This window comes from Falsiroseomonas selenitidurans (assembly GCF_012103215.1).
In the GTDB taxonomy this organism is placed as follows: domain Bacteria; phylum Pseudomonadota; class Alphaproteobacteria; order Acetobacterales; family Acetobacteraceae; genus Falsiroseomonas; species Falsiroseomonas selenitidurans.
The window spans coordinates 1-13,674 of sequence record NZ_JAAVNE010000045.1 but is presented as its reverse complement, the minus strand read 5'-3'; the positions used below and the strand labels follow the sequence as shown (position 1 = coordinate 13,674).

Annotated in this window: 14 protein-coding genes; 8 read left to right on the top strand and 6 right to left on the bottom strand. The window is 72.7% G+C overall.

The window, feature by feature from the left end; genetic code table 11:
- Positions 1-34: 34 nt before the first annotated feature.
- A complete protein-coding gene (locus HEQ75_RS21425) occupies positions 35-910 on the bottom strand; it encodes an amidohydrolase family protein (RefSeq protein WP_168034162.1) in 876 nt (291 codons plus the stop codon).
- 89 nt (positions 911-999) lie between these two features.
- Here HEQ75_RS21425 and HEQ75_RS21420 point away from each other — a divergent pair, with 89 nt between their 5' ends.
- From HEQ75_RS21420 to HEQ75_RS21395, 6 genes are all read left to right on the top strand, one after another.
- Positions 1,000-1,905, top strand: coding sequence for a LysR family transcriptional regulator (locus tag HEQ75_RS21420; protein ID WP_168034161.1), 906 nt, complete (start codon positions 1,000-1,002; stop codon positions 1,903-1,905).
- 102 nt (positions 1,906-2,007) lie between these two features.
- Positions 2,008-2,811 (top strand): class II aldolase/adducin family protein, encoded by an 804-nt coding sequence (locus HEQ75_RS21415; RefSeq protein WP_168034160.1) that lies wholly within the window; start codon positions 2,008-2,010, stop codon positions 2,809-2,811.
- 50 nt (positions 2,812-2,861) lie between these two features.
- Positions 2,862-3,851, top strand: a complete 990-nt coding sequence (locus HEQ75_RS21410; RefSeq protein ID WP_168034159.1) for a Bug family tripartite tricarboxylate transporter substrate binding protein — start codon at positions 2,862-2,864, stop codon at positions 3,849-3,851.
- Positions 3,848-4,942, top strand: coding sequence for an Ldh family oxidoreductase (locus tag HEQ75_RS21405; RefSeq protein WP_168034158.1), 1,095 nt, complete (start codon positions 3,848-3,850; stop codon positions 4,940-4,942). The genes HEQ75_RS21410 and HEQ75_RS21405 overlap by 4 nt, the downstream gene beginning before the upstream one ends.
- Positions 4,943-4,974: 32 nt before the next feature.
- A complete protein-coding gene (locus HEQ75_RS21400; protein WP_168034157.1) occupies positions 4,975-5,949 on the top strand; it encodes a Bug family tripartite tricarboxylate transporter substrate binding protein in 975 nt (324 codons plus the stop codon).
- 13 nt (positions 5,950-5,962) lie between these two features.
- Positions 5,963-6,730, top strand: coding sequence for an MBL fold metallo-hydrolase (locus HEQ75_RS21395; RefSeq protein WP_168034156.1), 768 nt, complete (start codon positions 5,963-5,965; stop codon positions 6,728-6,730).
- Between the two features lie 166 nt (positions 6,731-6,896).
- Here the strand turns inward: HEQ75_RS21395 and HEQ75_RS21390 are convergent, their stop codons facing one another.
- The 5 genes from HEQ75_RS21390 to HEQ75_RS21370 all read right to left on the bottom strand — a co-directional run bounded on the left by HEQ75_RS21390 (position 6,897) and on the right by HEQ75_RS21370 (position 12,396).
- A complete protein-coding gene (locus HEQ75_RS21390) occupies positions 6,897-7,532 on the bottom strand; it encodes an ATP-binding cassette domain-containing protein (RefSeq protein WP_168034155.1) in 636 nt (211 codons plus the stop codon).
- Positions 7,529-9,184: an ABC transporter permease gene (locus HEQ75_RS21385; protein WP_168034154.1), complete on the bottom strand. Its 1,656-nt coding sequence runs from the start codon at positions 9,182-9,184 to the stop codon at positions 7,529-7,531. The genes HEQ75_RS21390 and HEQ75_RS21385 overlap by 4 nt, the downstream gene beginning before the upstream one ends.
- Before the next feature lie 7 nt (positions 9,185-9,191).
- Positions 9,192-10,418: an ABC transporter substrate-binding protein gene (locus HEQ75_RS21380; RefSeq protein ID WP_168034153.1), complete on the bottom strand. Its 1,227-nt coding sequence runs from the start codon at positions 10,416-10,418 to the stop codon at positions 9,192-9,194.
- Positions 10,419-10,432: 14 nt separating this feature from the next.
- Positions 10,433-11,488, bottom strand: a complete 1,056-nt coding sequence (locus tag HEQ75_RS21375) for a radical SAM/SPASM domain-containing protein (protein WP_168034152.1) — start codon at positions 11,486-11,488, stop codon at positions 10,433-10,435.
- A gap of 125 nt (positions 11,489-11,613) precedes the next feature.
- On the bottom strand, positions 11,614-12,396 hold the full coding sequence (locus HEQ75_RS21370; protein WP_168034151.1) for an IclR family transcriptional regulator: 783 nt from the start codon (positions 12,394-12,396) through the stop codon (positions 11,614-11,616).
- A gap of 131 nt (positions 12,397-12,527) precedes the next feature.
- Here HEQ75_RS21370 and HEQ75_RS21365 point away from each other — a divergent pair, with 131 nt between their 5' ends.
- Complete coding sequence (locus tag HEQ75_RS21365; RefSeq protein WP_168034150.1) at positions 12,528-13,121, top strand: cysteine dioxygenase family protein; 594 nt, start codon at positions 12,528-12,530, stop codon at positions 13,119-13,121.
- A gap of 1 nt (position 13,122) precedes the next feature.
- On the top strand, positions 13,123-13,674 hold a 552-nt coding region (locus tag HEQ75_RS21360), incomplete at its 3' end, for an enoyl-CoA hydratase/isomerase family protein (RefSeq protein ID WP_168034186.1).

Here is a 13,674-nt window from a genome sequence, read left to right as displayed (position 1 = left end):
GATCCCTTCCGGGAGCGTCGCGCTCCCCCTTCGGCTACCCGGCCTGCGGAAACCCGTAGAGCCGGGCCGGATTCGCCACCAGGATGCGCGCCAGCATCGCCGCATCCCCGGCCCAGCCGGCCAGGCGTTGCAGGGCCGCCGCGTCGTCGATGGCGTTGAACGGGTGGATCGCGTCCGGCGGCAGGCCCGGCCGGATGCCGGCATGCGGCCAGTCGGACCCCCACAGCACGCGGTCCGGGTTGGCCGCGATCATCGCCCGGGCGATGGGCGCCATGTCGGCCAGCCCCGGCTGCGCGGAAAGCCGATGCGCGGCGGACAGCTTCACATGCACGACGCCCTGCCCCAGCAGCCGCAGCAGCGCGTCGAGCCCCGGCTGCGCCAGCCCGCCCGCGCCCATCGACCGGCCGAAATGGTCCACCACCAGCGGGCAGGGCAGGGCGGTGATCGCCGCCTCCAGCGCCGCGATCACGGCGAGGTCGGTGTAGACCTGCACATGCCAGCCGCGCGGCGCCACCCGCGCCGCCGCCGCTGCCAGCAGGGCGCGCGCCTGCCCGGGGTCCGCGCGGCCGGCGGTGTGCAGGTTGATCCGCACCCCGCGCACGCCCAGCGCATGCAGCCGGTCCAGTTCGGCCCCGGTCGTCGCCGCGTCGATCACCGCCACGCCGCGCGCCCGCATCGCGCCGAGCGCGGCCAGCGCATCGGCCAGGCAGGCATTGTCCGCGCCGTGGGGGCTGGGCTGCACCAGCACCACGCGGTCCAGCCCCAGCGCCCGCTGCTGCGCCAGCAGCGCGGCCGGCGTCACCGCCGCCGGCGTGTAGCCGCGGTCGGGGTCGAAGGGGTAGCGGGGCGCGGTGCCGAAGACATGCGTGTGGCAGTCGCAGGCGCCGGCGGGCAGGGCCAGGGGGGTCATGGCGGCAGGCTGGCCGCGGCGGGCCGCCCCGTCCAGCCCCAGATTCGGCCGGTTTCCATCAATCCACTTTATGCCCTAGCCTGTTTGTCATGAATCTGCGGCAGTTCGAGGTCTTCCACGCCATCATGCGCACCGGCTCCGTCACCGGGGCGGCGCGGCTGCTGAACGTGACGCAGCCCTCGGTCAGCACGGTGCTGAAGCACCTGGAGGCGCAGCTGCGCTTCCGCCTGTTCAACCGCATCGGCGGCCGCCTGCAACCCACGCCGGAAGCGCAGGCGCTGCTGCCGGACATCGATGCGGTGTTCAGCCGCCTGGCGGCGGTGGAGCGGCTGACGCAGGATCTGGCCGGCGGGCGGCTCGGCACGCTGTCCATCGCCGCGGCCTTCCCCATCGCCAATGGCTACCTGGCCAAGGCGGTCGCCACCTTCCTCTCCGGCCGGCCGGGCCTGCGCGTCGCGCTGCAATCCCTCACCTCGCCGCAGGTGGTGGACCGGGTGGCGAGCCGGGAGGTGGAGCTCGGCGTGGTGCATGAGCCCGTCGGCAGCACGGAGGTGGAGACGGAATTGCTGGTGCGCAGCTCCATCGCCGCGGTGCTGCCGGCGGACCACCCGCTGGCGCGGGCGCCGTGCGTGAAGCTGGCGGCGCTGGCGGGCCAGCCGATCGTCACCTACCTGCCGCAGAACATCTTCCGCCTGTATGTGGACCGCGCGCTGGCCGAGGCCGGCATCGCGCCGCCCATCGTGGCGCAGGTCACCGTCTCCCTCACCGGGATCATGCTGGCGCAGCACGGCGCCGGCATCGCGCTGGTGGAGCCGCTGATGCTGCGCAGCCTGGCCTTCCCGACGCTGGTGGCGCGGCCGCTGGACCCGCCGGTGGAATTCGCCACCGTGCTGGTGCGGCCGCGCGGCACGCCGGATTCCTCCACCGCCGCGCGCTTCGTGCAGCATGTGCGGGCGGTGCTGCGCGAGGAAGGCCTGCTGCCGCCAGAGCATTGATGCCATCAATACCCCGCCCAAAGCTTCCTATTGGACGTGCCCCGCCGGTCGGGGGAGCATGGGGAAAGAATTCCGCGCCTGCTGGATGAGGAAACCCCGAAGATGGACATCGCGGCCCCGCGCTACGACACGAACTGGCCCTCGATCCGGGACGAGGTCAGCGCCGAGGAATGGAAGGCCCGCTGCGAGCTGGCCGCCTGCTACCGGCTGGTCGATGCCTACGGCATGACGGACCTGATCTACAACCACATCACGCTGCGCATCCCCGGCACGGAACACCTGCTGATCAACCTGTACGGCCTGCTGTACAAGGAGATCACCGCCACCTCGCTCGTGAAGATCGATGTGGAGGGCAACATCCTCTGGAAGCCGGACACGGACTACGGCATCAACAAGTCCGGCTACGTGATCCATGGCGCCATCCACAAGGCGCGGCCGGACGTGGCGGCGGTGCTCCACACCCACACCCGTGCCGGCATGGCCGTCGCCGCGATGAAATGCGGCCTGCTGCCGCTGAGCCAGACCTCCATCCGCTTCGTCGGCCACCTTGGCTACCACGACTATGAAGGCCCGGCCGTCGATCTGTCGGAGCGCGAGCGCATCGTCGCCGATCTCGGCCCGCATGATGCGCTGATCTTCCGCAACCATGGGCTGCTGACCTGCGGCGCCACGCTGCAGCAGGCCTTCAACACCATGTACCAGCTGGAGATGTCCTGCCGCGCCCAGGTGGATGCGATGAATTCGCGCACCGAACTGCTGGTGCCGGACGAGGCGACGCTGGCCAAGACCGCGCATCTGTACCAGCCGGGCGCGCGCCGCCCCTATGGCGTCCTGGAATGGCACGCGATGCTGCGGCGGCTGGAGGCGGAGCAGAAGAATTCGGGCTACCCGCCCTACGCGATCTGAACATCCCTCAATCCGCCAGAGAGCGGATGAGGCCAAGGGAGGATGGATCCATGAACCCGATCATCGGGCGGCGCCTGCTGCTGGGCGCCACGGCGGCAACGCTTGCCGCGCGCGGCGCCGCGGCGCAGGAGAACTGGCCAGACCGGCCGGTCCGCTTCGTCGTGCCCTTCGCGGCCGGCGGCAACACGGATGTGCTCGCCCGGCTCTACGGCAACCGCATCGCGCCCCGCCTCGGCCAGCCCATCGTGGTGGAGAACCGCAGCGGCGCGGCGGGCGCCATCGGCACGGAAGCCGTCATCCGCGCCCGCGCCGATGGCTACACGCTGCTGATCGGCAGCCCGGGCTCCATCGTCAACAGCCCGCTGCTGATGGCGAACAAGCGCTTCGACCCGATCACGGACCTCACCTTCGTCGCCATGTTCGGCCAGGTGCCGATGGTCCTCATCGTGCAGCCCGCCATGCCGGTGCGGACGCTGCCGGAGCTGGTGGCCTATTCGAAATCGCGGCCGAACGGCGTCAGCATCGGCACCTCCGGCGTCGGCGGCGCCAACCACCTGCCGCTGGAACTGTTCAAGGCGGAAACCGGCGCCAACCTGGTGCATGTGCCCTATCGCGGCGGCGGCGCCACGCTGCCGGACTTCGTCGCCGGCAATGTCGACGGCATCCTGATCGAACTCTCCACCGTGCTGGACCTGCATCGCGATGGCCGCGGCCGCATCCTCGGCGTCGCCGCGCCGCAGCGCTCGCCGCAGGTGCCGGACGTGCCGACCTTCATCGAGGCCGGCTACAAGGATTTCCTCGCCGCCTCCTTCGTCGGGCTCTTCGCCCCCGTGGGCACGCCGGCACCGATCCTCCGCCGTCTCCAGGCCCTGATCGGGGAGGCGGCGAACGACCCCGAGATCCGCGCAAGGCTGCTGTCCTTCAGCGTCAATCCGCCGACGCCGGAGGAACTGACCACGGACCACCTCGCCCGCTTCCTGCAGGGCGAATTGGCGAAGGCCCGCCGCGCCATCGACATCGCCGGCCTGAAGCCGGAATGAGCGACATGCATCTTGTCCCCGCCGAGGTCTGCCGGCAGCAGATCACGTCCATCCTCACCGCCTGGGGCATGGCGGCGGAGACGGTGCGCGTGACGGCGGAGGTGATGATCGAAACCGATCTCGCCGGCGTCGACAGCCACGGCATCTCCATGCTGATGGATTACGACGAAAGCCGCCGCAAGGGCCGGCTGAACCTGCACGCAGAGCCGCGCATCCTGCGGGAGAATCTGGTGACGGCGCTGGTCGACGCCGATGCCGGGCTCGGCCATCCGGCGGCGGTGTTCGGCATGACGCTGGCGATGACCAAGGCGAAGGCCGCCGGCGTCGGCGTGGTCGCGGTGCGCAACTCCCACCATTTCGGCGCCGCCGGCTACTACGCGGCGCTGGCCCCGGCGGAGGGGCTGGTCGGCATGGTCACCAGCGCCACGCGCAGCATCTCCGTGGTGCCGACGCGCGGCTCCATCCCGCTGCTCGGCACCAACCCCATCGCCTTCGCCGCGCCCGCCGCGCGCAACCAGCCCTTCCGGCTGGACATGGCGACCAGCAGCTGCGCCAGCAACAAGGTCAAGGTGCACGACCTGCAGGGCAAGCCCCTGCCCGCCGGCTGGGTGCTCGATGCGGCCGGCCAGCCGGTGACGGATGCGGCGGAGGCCTGGCACCGGCTGCGGGTGACGCACCAGGGCGGGCTGACGCCGCTGGGCGGCACGGCGGACATGGCCAGCCACAAGGGCTATGGCCTGGCGATGATGGTGCATATCCTGGGCGGCGTGCTGTCCGGCGCCAGCTTCTCGCCGATCCGCAACCGCACGCAGCGGCCGGAGGATCCGGACAATCTTGGCCATTTCTTCATGGCCATCGACCCCGACGCCTTCCGCGATCCCGGCGACTTCGAGGCCGATCTCGACGACGCCATCGATGTGCTGCGCGCGACTCCGCCGGCGGACCCGCAAAAACCCGTGCTGGTGGCCGGCGACCCGGAGGTCGCCAGCCGCGCCCGCCGCCTGGCGGAGGGCATTCCCATTCCCGAAAGCCTGGCGCGGCAGTTGCGCGGCGTCTGCGAGCGGGCCGGCGTGCCGTGCCTGATGCCCTGAGGGGCCAACCACAAGAACCGGGAGGCAACAGAATGAACATCACCCGTCGTGCCCTGGGCAGCCTCGCCGCCGCGGGGCTGGCCGCGCCGGCCCTGGCCCAGCCGGATTTCCCCAGCCAGAGCGTGCGCATCATCGTGCCCTTCGCCCCCGGCGGCGCCACCGACGTGGTCGGCCGCATCCTGGCGCCCGGGATGCAGGAGGCGCTGGGCGGCCGCACCGTGCTGGTGGAGAATCGCGGCGGTGCCGCCGGCATCATCGGCGCGGAGGCGCTGCTGGCCGCACCGCGGGACGGCCATGCGGTGGCGCTGTTCACCATCACCAATGCGGTGCTGAACGCCGGGCTGATGCGCGACCCGCGGCTGGATCCGCGCACCGCCTTCACGCCGGTCTCCCTGGTGGCGACGCTGCCCATGGTGCTGACCGTGGGCAAGCATGTGCGCGCCAACACGCTGCAGGAATTCGTCGGCGTGATGAAGGAAGCACCGGGCCGGCTGACCTATGGCAGCGCCGGCGCCGGCAGCATCAACCATCTCGGCGCCCATCTGTTCAACCTGCGCAGCGGCACACAGGCGCTGCACGTGCCCTATCGCGGCGCCGGGCTGGTCTACGCCGACCTCATCGGCGGCAATGTGGACTGGCTGGTGGAGGGCATCGCCTCCCAGGCGCCGCATGTGCGCTCGGGCAATGTCCGGGCGCTGGCGGTGCTGGCGCGGGAACGCAACCCGGCGCTGCCGGAGGTGCCGACCGCCATCGAGCAGGGTTTCTCCGATTTCGAGATCATGAACATCATGGCCGTCTTCGCCGCTTCCGGCACCCCGGCGCCGGCGATCGCGCGGCTGGAAGGCGCCATCCGCACCGCTGTCGCCAAGCCGGACCTCGCACGGCGGCTGCGGGAGGCAGGGGCGGAGCCCGCCGGCAGCACGACCGCGGAACTGCAGCGCTTCTGGGACCAGCAGCTGGCGCTGTGGCTGCCGGTGGTCGCGGCCTCCGGCGTGCGGCTGGATTGAAGGGAGGCCGAACATGCAATGGCAGGGCGGCGGCTGGACGCTGGATATCCTGGTGCCGGGCTTTCCCGGCAAGGCGACGCAGCATGGCGGCCTCGGCTGGAGCACCATCGTGCTGCTGCGCGGCCATGGTCGCACCGTGGTGCTGGATGGCGGCGGCTTCGGCCAGCGGAAGACGCTGGTGGAGGCGCTGGCGCAGCATGGCGTGACGCCGGCGGACGTCACCGACCTGCTGCTGAGCCACGCGCATCACGACCATGCGGTGAACTGGCCGCTGTTCCGCCATGCCCGCATCGCCATCGGCCGCAAGGAGCTGGCCTGGGCGCTGGGCGTGGAATGGGGCACCACGCCGGTGCCGGAACACGCCATCCTGGCGCTGTCCACCTGGCCGACGCTGCATCTGGTGGAGGAGGGGGAGGAGGTGCTGCCCGGCATCACCGCCCACCTCGCCCCCGGCCACACGCCCGGCCATCTGCTGTTCATCATCGCGGGGGACGGCCAGGACTGCGTGCTGTTGCAGGATGCGGTGAAGAACCGGGTGGAACTGACCACGCGCCGGACGGACATGACCTATGATGCGGCGGTGAGCCGCGCGACGGTGGAAATGGTGTGGGAGATCTGCCGCACCCGCCCCGGCTGCCTGCTGATCCCGGGCCATGACCTGCCCATGGTGGTGGAGAACGGCGTTCCCCGCCCCATCGGCCGTCACACCGCGGGCGTGAAGGCATGGTTCGGCGAGAGCCTGGAGGAGATGACGCGCTTCGACTTGGCGCCGCCGGAGTAAGCATTTCCAAGCCTTGCGGCTTCGCAAGGCGACTCGGGAAATGCGCTGGAGTAGAGCATTTCCAAGCCTTGCGGCGTCGCAAGGCGACTCGGGAAATGCGCCGGAGTAGAGCATTTCCAAGCCTTGCGGCTTCGCAAGGCGACTCGGGAAATGCGCCAAGGCTCCGTCAGCCCCGGCCGAGTTCCAGCACCCGCCCGCCCGCGGCCTCGGCATCCGCCGGGTCGTGGGTCACCAGCAGGCAGGGCAGCCCCTCGCGCCGGGCCGCGGCGAAGGTGAAGTCCCGCACCCGGCCGCGCAGCGCGACATCCAGCTTCGAGAAAGGCTCGTCCAGCAGCAGGGCGCGCGGCGCCGCCAGCAGCGTGCGCAGCAGCGCCACCCGGGCGCGCTGGCCGCCCGAAAGCGTCGCCGGGTCGCGCGGGCCGAACCCCGCCAGCTCCGCCTCCGCCAGCGCCTGCGCCACGCGGGCGCGGCGGGCGGCGCCGCGCAGGCCGGGGGCCAGGCCGAAGGCCAGGTTTTCCGCCACGCTCAGATGCGGGAACAGCAGGTCGTCCTGGAACAGCAGGCCGATCCGCCGGCGATGCGGCGGCAGGTTGGTCACGTCCTCCCCCGCCAGCCACACCCGGCCGCGCGCCCGGAAGGCGGCATCCAGCGTGCCGGACAGGAAGGCGAGCAGGGTGGATTTGCCGGCCCCCGAGGGCCCCATCACCGTCACCACCTCCCCCGGCGCCACCGCCAGCGCCGGCAGCGCCAGCAGCGGGCGGTCGCCCAGGGTGATGACCAGATCATCGATGCGCAGGCTCATGGCCGCATCCCCTGGCGATGGCGGTGCAGCCAGGCGGGCAGGGCGGCGGCCAGCGCATAGGCCAGCAGCGGCAGCGCCGCCTGCAACGCCGCATAGGCGCCGAGCACCCGGCGATCCGCCCCGGCCGCCAGCGTCACCGCTTCCGTCGTCAGGGTGGTGATGCGGCCGGCGCCGGCGAACAGCGTGGGCAGGTACAGCCCGACGGAAACCGCGAACCCCACCGCCGCGGCCACCAGCAGCGGCCGCAGCAGCAGCCGCAGCTTCACCGCCCAGAACACCCGCCAGGGCCCGGCGCCCAGCGCCGCCGCGCTGCGGGCATAGCGCGGGTCCAGCGCCGCCCAGGGATCGGCCAGGGACAGCAGCACATAGGGCAGCACGAACAGCAGATGCGTCCACACCACCGCCGCCAGCGTGCCATCCAGCCCCAGCCGCACCAGCGCCACCTGCCAGCCGAACAGGAAGGCGAGTTGCGGCAGCAGCAGCGGCAGCCAGACCAGCGCCCGCAGCCGCCGCCCCGCGCCGGATTCCAGCCAGGCCAGCACCAGCCCCAGCGCCGCCAGCGTGGACAGCACCGCCACCAGCAGCGTCGCCCGCGCTGGCCCGGCGATCTCGGCCGATTGCGCCCGCCAGACCCGCAGGGTCCAGCCTGCGGGCAGCGCCTCCGGAAACCGCCATGGACCGGCGAGGGACCAGGCGATCAGCGCCGCCAGCCCGGCCAGGCTGGCCGCCAGCAGCAGGCCAAGGGCGGCCGGCGCCAGGGCGCGCAGCAGCAGCGCCTGCCCGCCACGATGCCCGGTGGCGATCCAGCGCCGGCCCAGCGCGGCCACCGCCCTCTCCCCCAGCCGCCAGGCCAGGATGGCGCCCAGCACCAGCCCCAGCAGCAGCACCGCCCCGGCGGCGGCGGGGAACCACAGCGCCAGGTCGCGGTCGCCGAACCAGCGCAGCACCAGCACCGCCAGCGTCGGCGGCGTGCCCGGGCCGAGGATCAGCGCCACATCGACGACGGACAGCGAGAAGGCCAGCACGGCGCAAATGGGCAGGCGCAGCTGCGGGTAGATCTGCGGCAGCACCAGCTTGAACCAGGCCGGAACCGGCCGGTGGCCCAGCGCCGCGGCGGCGCGCAGGCTGGCGCTCGCCGGCACCTGGCCGAGCGCCGCGAAGGCCATCAGCAGCAGGTAGGGCACCTCCTTCAGCACCAGCCCCAGTACCAGCGCCAGCCCCCAGGGGTCGCCCGGGATCGGCAGGTCCGGCGGGCGGTCCCAGCCCGTCGCCCAGGGAGAGGCGAGGCGCGCCAGCCAGCCGGAGGGGGCGACCAGGAAGGCGAAGCCGATGGCCAGCGCCGCATGTGGCGTCGCCAGCACCGGCGCCAGCGCCGCCTGCGCCCGCCGCGCCCAGGCGCTGCCCTGCGTCACGGCGCAGAAGCCCAGCACCAGCAGCAGGGCGACCAGCGTGGCCGCCAGCCCGCTGCCGAGCGTCAGCATCACCGACCGCGCCAGGCCGGGTGCGGCCAGCAGCGCGCGCCAGGGATCGAGCGACAGCGAATCGCCGCCCAGGGCCGGCAGGTAGCCGAAGGCGGGCAGCAGCGTGCCCGCCAGCCCGGCCGCCAGCGGGCCCAGGAACAGCGTGGCGGTCAGCCAGGGGGCCGCGCGCATCACCTGGCTAGCGGCCGTAGCGATCCTCCCACTCCGCTGTCAGGCGCGTCATCCAACTCGGATGCGGCTCCTGCAGCGGCCGGCCCAGCGCCTCGGGCGGCAGGATGGCGGGGCCGGCGGGCAGGGCGGCGAAGCGGGCGCGGCCTTCGGGCGGCAGCGCCGCCAGGTCCAGCACGGTGGGGCTGCCCAGCACGCGGGGGTCCGCGGCCTGCGCCTGCGCCTCCGCCGAAAGCAGGAAATCCGCCACCAGCATGGCGCCGGCGGCATGGGCAGCGTTGAAGGGGATGGAGACGAAGCTGGTGTTGCCCAGGGTGCCGCCCGCCAGCACGAAGGGCCGGGCGGTCTCCGGCAGCTGTCCGTTGGCGATGGCCACCGCCGCCTCCGCCGGGTTGAAGCTGATATAGATGTCCAGCTCCCCGTCCAGCATCAGCGGCCGCTGTGCCGGCCCATTGGCCGGGAAGGCCCGCCCGCCGCGCCACAGATGCGGCCGCAGCTGGTCGTACCAGGCCCAGAGCGCATCGGCGGCCGGCCGCAGCGTGGCGTCGCAGGCCGGGCGCAGCAGCGCCGCCTTGTCCGGCGCCAACTCATGCAGCGCCTGCTTCAGGAAGGTGACGCCCATGAAGTTGCGCACCTGCGGATGGGTGGTGCGGCCGGGGTTGGCGCGCGCCCAGTCCAGCAGCGCCGCCATGCTGCGCGGCGGCTGCGGCACCCGCGCGGAGTCGGCGATGAAGGCCACCTGCGCCATCCGCCAGGGGGCGGCCAGCCCCTCCACCGGCACGGTGAAGTCGACGATGGTGGAGGGCTTGCCCAGGCGATCGATGAAGCGGGCATTCGGCAGCCGGTCCAGGAAGGGACCGAAATGCAGCCCCTGTTCCTTCATGGCGAGGAAGTTCGGCCCGTTGATCCAGATGAGGTCGACGCTGCCGCCCTGGGTTCTTCCGGCCGCCTTTTCCGCCACCACGCGGGCCACCGCCTCCGCCGTGTCGCGCAGGCGGACATGGCGCATGGCCACCCCGTGCAGCGCCTGCACCCGGCCGCCGGCCCAGGCGAGGAAGGCATTGGTGCGGTCGTCGCCGCCCCAGGCGTTGAGGAACACGGTCTGGCCGCGCGCTTCGCGCTGCACCGCCGGCCAGTCGGCCGCCAGCAGCGCGTGGCCCGGGGTCTGCGCCCAGGCCGGGGCGGCCAGGGCCAGGCTGGCGGCGCCCAGCAGGGCGCGGCGGGTGGGCTGGGTCATGGCGGGCCTTCCGGTCAGGCGGTCACGGCCAGGCGGCGGGCGCGGGCAGCCTCGATGCGCGCGCCGAGCACCTCCTCATGGAAGCGGTCGCAGCCGATGCACAGATTGGCGTAGGGCCGGCCCTTCGGGTCCAGGGTCTGCGACTTTTCCCGGAACATCGCCTCGGACCAGCCATCGGCCAGGCCCATGCGCTCCGGCTTTCCGGCATTGATCGCCTGGTAGACCGGGTCCTCCGACAGGCTGTCCAGGATGTCCAGCAGCCTTTCCTCCGCCAGGTTGCCCAGCGGCAGCCTGGTCTTGATGCAGCAGGGATAGACGCTGCCATCGGGCTCGATCGAGACCTCGGACCCGTTCACCCCATGGTTCAGGAAACCCAGCCCGCCGGACCAGCGGTTGCAGAAATTATCCTCTATCGTCGCGGTGGACAGGCCGTTCTGCCAGGCCCGGCCGCGCGGCCAGAGCTTGCCGATCCAGGCATCCGGCGTGGCGCCGAAGAAGGAGAACAGCGGTCCCTCCTCCTCGAACCATTTGCGGTGGGTGCTGGCGACGCCGGCGGCGCGCATGCCCTCCGCCTCCATCATCGCGGTCAGCACCGCCTTGAATTCGGCCTGCTTCGCCTCGCCTTCCAGGCCGACATGGAAATCGTCCACCCCGGCCACCGAGATCATCCAGACGCCGCGGTCCAGCAGGTCCCGCACGATGTCCGGCCGCAGCAGGTCGCCCGTGGTCTGCACCACGATCTTCACGCCGCCGGCACCGCGGTAGCGCGCCACCAGCCCCTCGATCACCTTGTAGGTCACGCGTTCCCGCACCGGGTCCAGCAGCGCCTCGCCGCCCGAGAGGATGATGCGGCCGGTCTTCTCCGGCAGCGTGCCGTCCGGCGCCGGGTCGTCGCGGTCGAGGTAGGTCATCCGCGGCGGCAGGTTCGCCAGCACGCGGGGGGTGTTGCGCTCCGCCTCCGCCACCACGGCTTCCAGATTCTGACGCACATAGGGGCGGAAGCGGTCCTCGTAGCAGTGCCGGCACTTGCGGTGGCAGGCCCAGGCCATGACCCAGTAGATCGATTCCATGCACTCTCCCCGGTGGCACGCCCCGCCAAAGATGGGGTCGCTTCGAGCTTCGTGAGCGCCCCGGCAGAGGTTACGGGGTGGCCAAGCCTACCGGCGATCGGTCCGCCGCGGCCACCCCGGGCCGGTCAATCCAGCCCCGCCGGCGCACCCAGCTGGCGGGAGATGGCGGCGGCGGCCTGCACCACCAGCGGCGCCATCGCCCGCATCCGGCGCGGCCGCAGCCGTTCGGCCGGGCCGGAAATGCCGATGGCGGCCACCACGGCGCCGGTGGCGTCGCGGATCGGCGCCGCCAGGCCGGCCACCCCCTCCCGCCACTCGCCCTGGTTCATGGCCCAGCCCTCCGCCCGGACCTGGGCAAGCGCCGCCGCCAGCGCCGCGGGGTCGGTGATGGTCTGTGGCGTGAAGCGTTCCAGGGGAGGCGGCGAGGCGGGCGCCGGGGCCGGATCGCGCCAGGCCAGCAGCGCCTTGCCGGTGGCCACGCCATGCGCCGGGGCGCGGCCACCGATGCGGCTGTAGGCGCGGACCGGGTGCGGCCCCTCCACCTTGTCCAGGTACAGCACCTCCGTCCCCTCCAGCACCGAAAGGTGCACGCTTTCCTCCGTCGCCTGGGCCAGCCCGGCCAGGTGCGGCGCGGCGATCCGGCGAAGATCGAGCCGCCCGGCGACGGCCGCCCCCAACTCCCACAACAGCAGGCCGGCCTCGTAGCTGCCGGCGGCGTGGCGGCGGACGAAGCCGGCGGCGACCAGCGTCTGCAACAGGCGGAAGGCGTTGCTCTTCGTCAGCCCCTGCTCCCGCGCCAGTTCGCTGACCCCGCGCGGCTGCGGGCTGAGCGCCAGCGCGCGGAGCAGGGCCAGGCCCTTGGCGAAGGATTTGTCGGGGCCGGCGGGGTCGGGAGAAGAATCGGGCATGGTGGTCCTGGAATCGGCCAGGGCTTGCCACGCGGCCGTCCCGGGTTCAGCCTGCTCTGCGCTACCATGCGGCACGGCGTTCCACAATGCGGCACGTGCCGGGCCGGCCGCACGACCCGAGGAGCCGAAGGATGTCCGAAACCTCGCCCACCCCCCAAGGCGCCGCCCGCCTGCGCGGCTTCATCGCCGGGATGACGCGACTCGTGGAGGCGGCGGGGACGGATGAGCCGCGCCTGCTCGCCGAGGGCGGCGCGCTGCTGGGCGGGCTGGTGGCGGTGGATGACTGGCTGCCGGACCGCTTCGCCCAGCCGCACCCCGAGCACTACATGCAGTACCTGCTGCATTGCGACCCGCTGCAGCGCTTCAGCGTCGTCAGCTTCGTCTGGGGGCCGGGCCAGCGCACGCCGATCCACGACCACACGGTCTGGGGCCTGATCGGCGTGCTGCGCGGGGCGGAGGTGGCGGAGCTGTTCGCCCCCGGCACCGCCACCCCGCATGCGACGGAGCGGCTGGAGGCGGGGATGGTGGACGCCGTCTCCCCCCGCATCGGCGACATCCACCGCGTCGCCAACGCCTTCGATGACCGCACCTCCATCAGCATCCATGTCTATGGCGCCAATATCGGCGCCGTCGCGCGGCATGTCTTCGACGCCGCGACCCTGGCGCCGAAGGGCTTCGTCAGCGGCTATGCCAACACCGTGCTGCCGAATCCCTGGCGTGGCTGACATGGCGGGGCTGGTGGTTGAGCCCGGGGAGACCACCACGATCTGGCTGGACCGGCCGGCGCGCGGCAATGCGCTGGATGCGGCGCTGGTGGCGGGGCTGGAGGCCGCGCTGGATGCGGCGGTGGCGGGCGGCGCCCGGCTTGTGGTGCTGCGCGGCCGCGGCCGGCATTTCTGCACCGGCTTCGACCTGGCGGATTTCGACACGGCGAGCGAGGGCGACCTGGCGCTGCGCATCCTCCGGATCGAACTGCTGCTGCAGAAGTTGCACGCCCTGCCCATCGCCACCCTGGCGCTGGCCGGCGGGCGGGTGATGGGGGCGGGGGCGGATCTCTTCGCCGCCTGCGATCATCGCCTGGCGCTGGATGGCGCCAGCTTCGCCTTCCCCGGCCCCGGCTTCGGCCTGGTGCTGGGCACCGGGCGGCTGGCCGGGCTGGTCGGGGCGGGCGTGGCGCGGCGCCTGCTGCTGGATGGCGCGGCGATCGACGCGGCGCAGGCGGCGGCGATCGGCCTGGCGACGGCGGTGGCGGCGGCGGAGGCCGCGCCCGCGGCCCAG

What these genes read in the sequence shown, in the direction of transcription:
- HEQ75_RS21405 (WP_168034158.1), top strand. Translation starts at nt 3,848, where the DNA reads ATGAGCGACATGCATCTTGTCCCCGCCGAGGTCTGCCGGCAGCAGATC.
- HEQ75_RS21365 (WP_168034150.1), top strand. Translation starts at nt 12,528, where the DNA reads ATGTCCGAAACCTCGCCCACCCCCCAAGGCGCCGCCCGCCTGCGCGGC.
- HEQ75_RS21410 (WP_168034159.1), top strand. Translation starts at nt 2,862, where the DNA reads ATGAACCCGATCATCGGGCGGCGCCTGCTGCTGGGCGCCACGGCGGCA.
- HEQ75_RS21390 (WP_168034155.1), bottom strand. Translation starts at nt 7,532, where the DNA reads ATGAGCCTGCGCATCGATGATCTGGTCATCACCCTGGGCGACCGCCCG.
- HEQ75_RS21395 (WP_168034156.1), top strand. Translation starts at nt 5,963, where the DNA reads ATGCAATGGCAGGGCGGCGGCTGGACGCTGGATATCCTGGTGCCGGGC.
- HEQ75_RS21385 (WP_168034154.1), bottom strand. Translation starts at nt 9,184, where the DNA reads ATGCGCGCGGCCCCCTGGCTGACCGCCACGCTGTTCCTGGGCCCGCTG.
- HEQ75_RS21425 (WP_168034162.1), bottom strand. Translation starts at nt 910, where the DNA reads ATGACCCCCCTGGCCCTGCCCGCCGGCGCCTGCGACTGCCACACGCAT.
- HEQ75_RS21420 (WP_168034161.1), top strand. Translation starts at nt 1,000, where the DNA reads ATGAATCTGCGGCAGTTCGAGGTCTTCCACGCCATCATGCGCACCGGC.
- HEQ75_RS21375 (WP_168034152.1), bottom strand. Translation starts at nt 11,488, where the DNA reads ATGGAATCGATCTACTGGGTCATGGCCTGGGCCTGCCACCGCAAGTGC.
- HEQ75_RS21370 (WP_168034151.1), bottom strand. Translation starts at nt 12,396, where the DNA reads ATGCCCGATTCTTCTCCCGACCCCGCCGGCCCCGACAAATCCTTCGCC.
- HEQ75_RS21400 (WP_168034157.1), top strand. Translation starts at nt 4,975, where the DNA reads ATGAACATCACCCGTCGTGCCCTGGGCAGCCTCGCCGCCGCGGGGCTG.
- HEQ75_RS21380 (WP_168034153.1), bottom strand. Translation starts at nt 10,418, where the DNA reads ATGACCCAGCCCACCCGCCGCGCCCTGCTGGGCGCCGCCAGCCTGGCC.
- HEQ75_RS21415 (WP_168034160.1), top strand. Translation starts at nt 2,008, where the DNA reads ATGGACATCGCGGCCCCGCGCTACGACACGAACTGGCCCTCGATCCGG.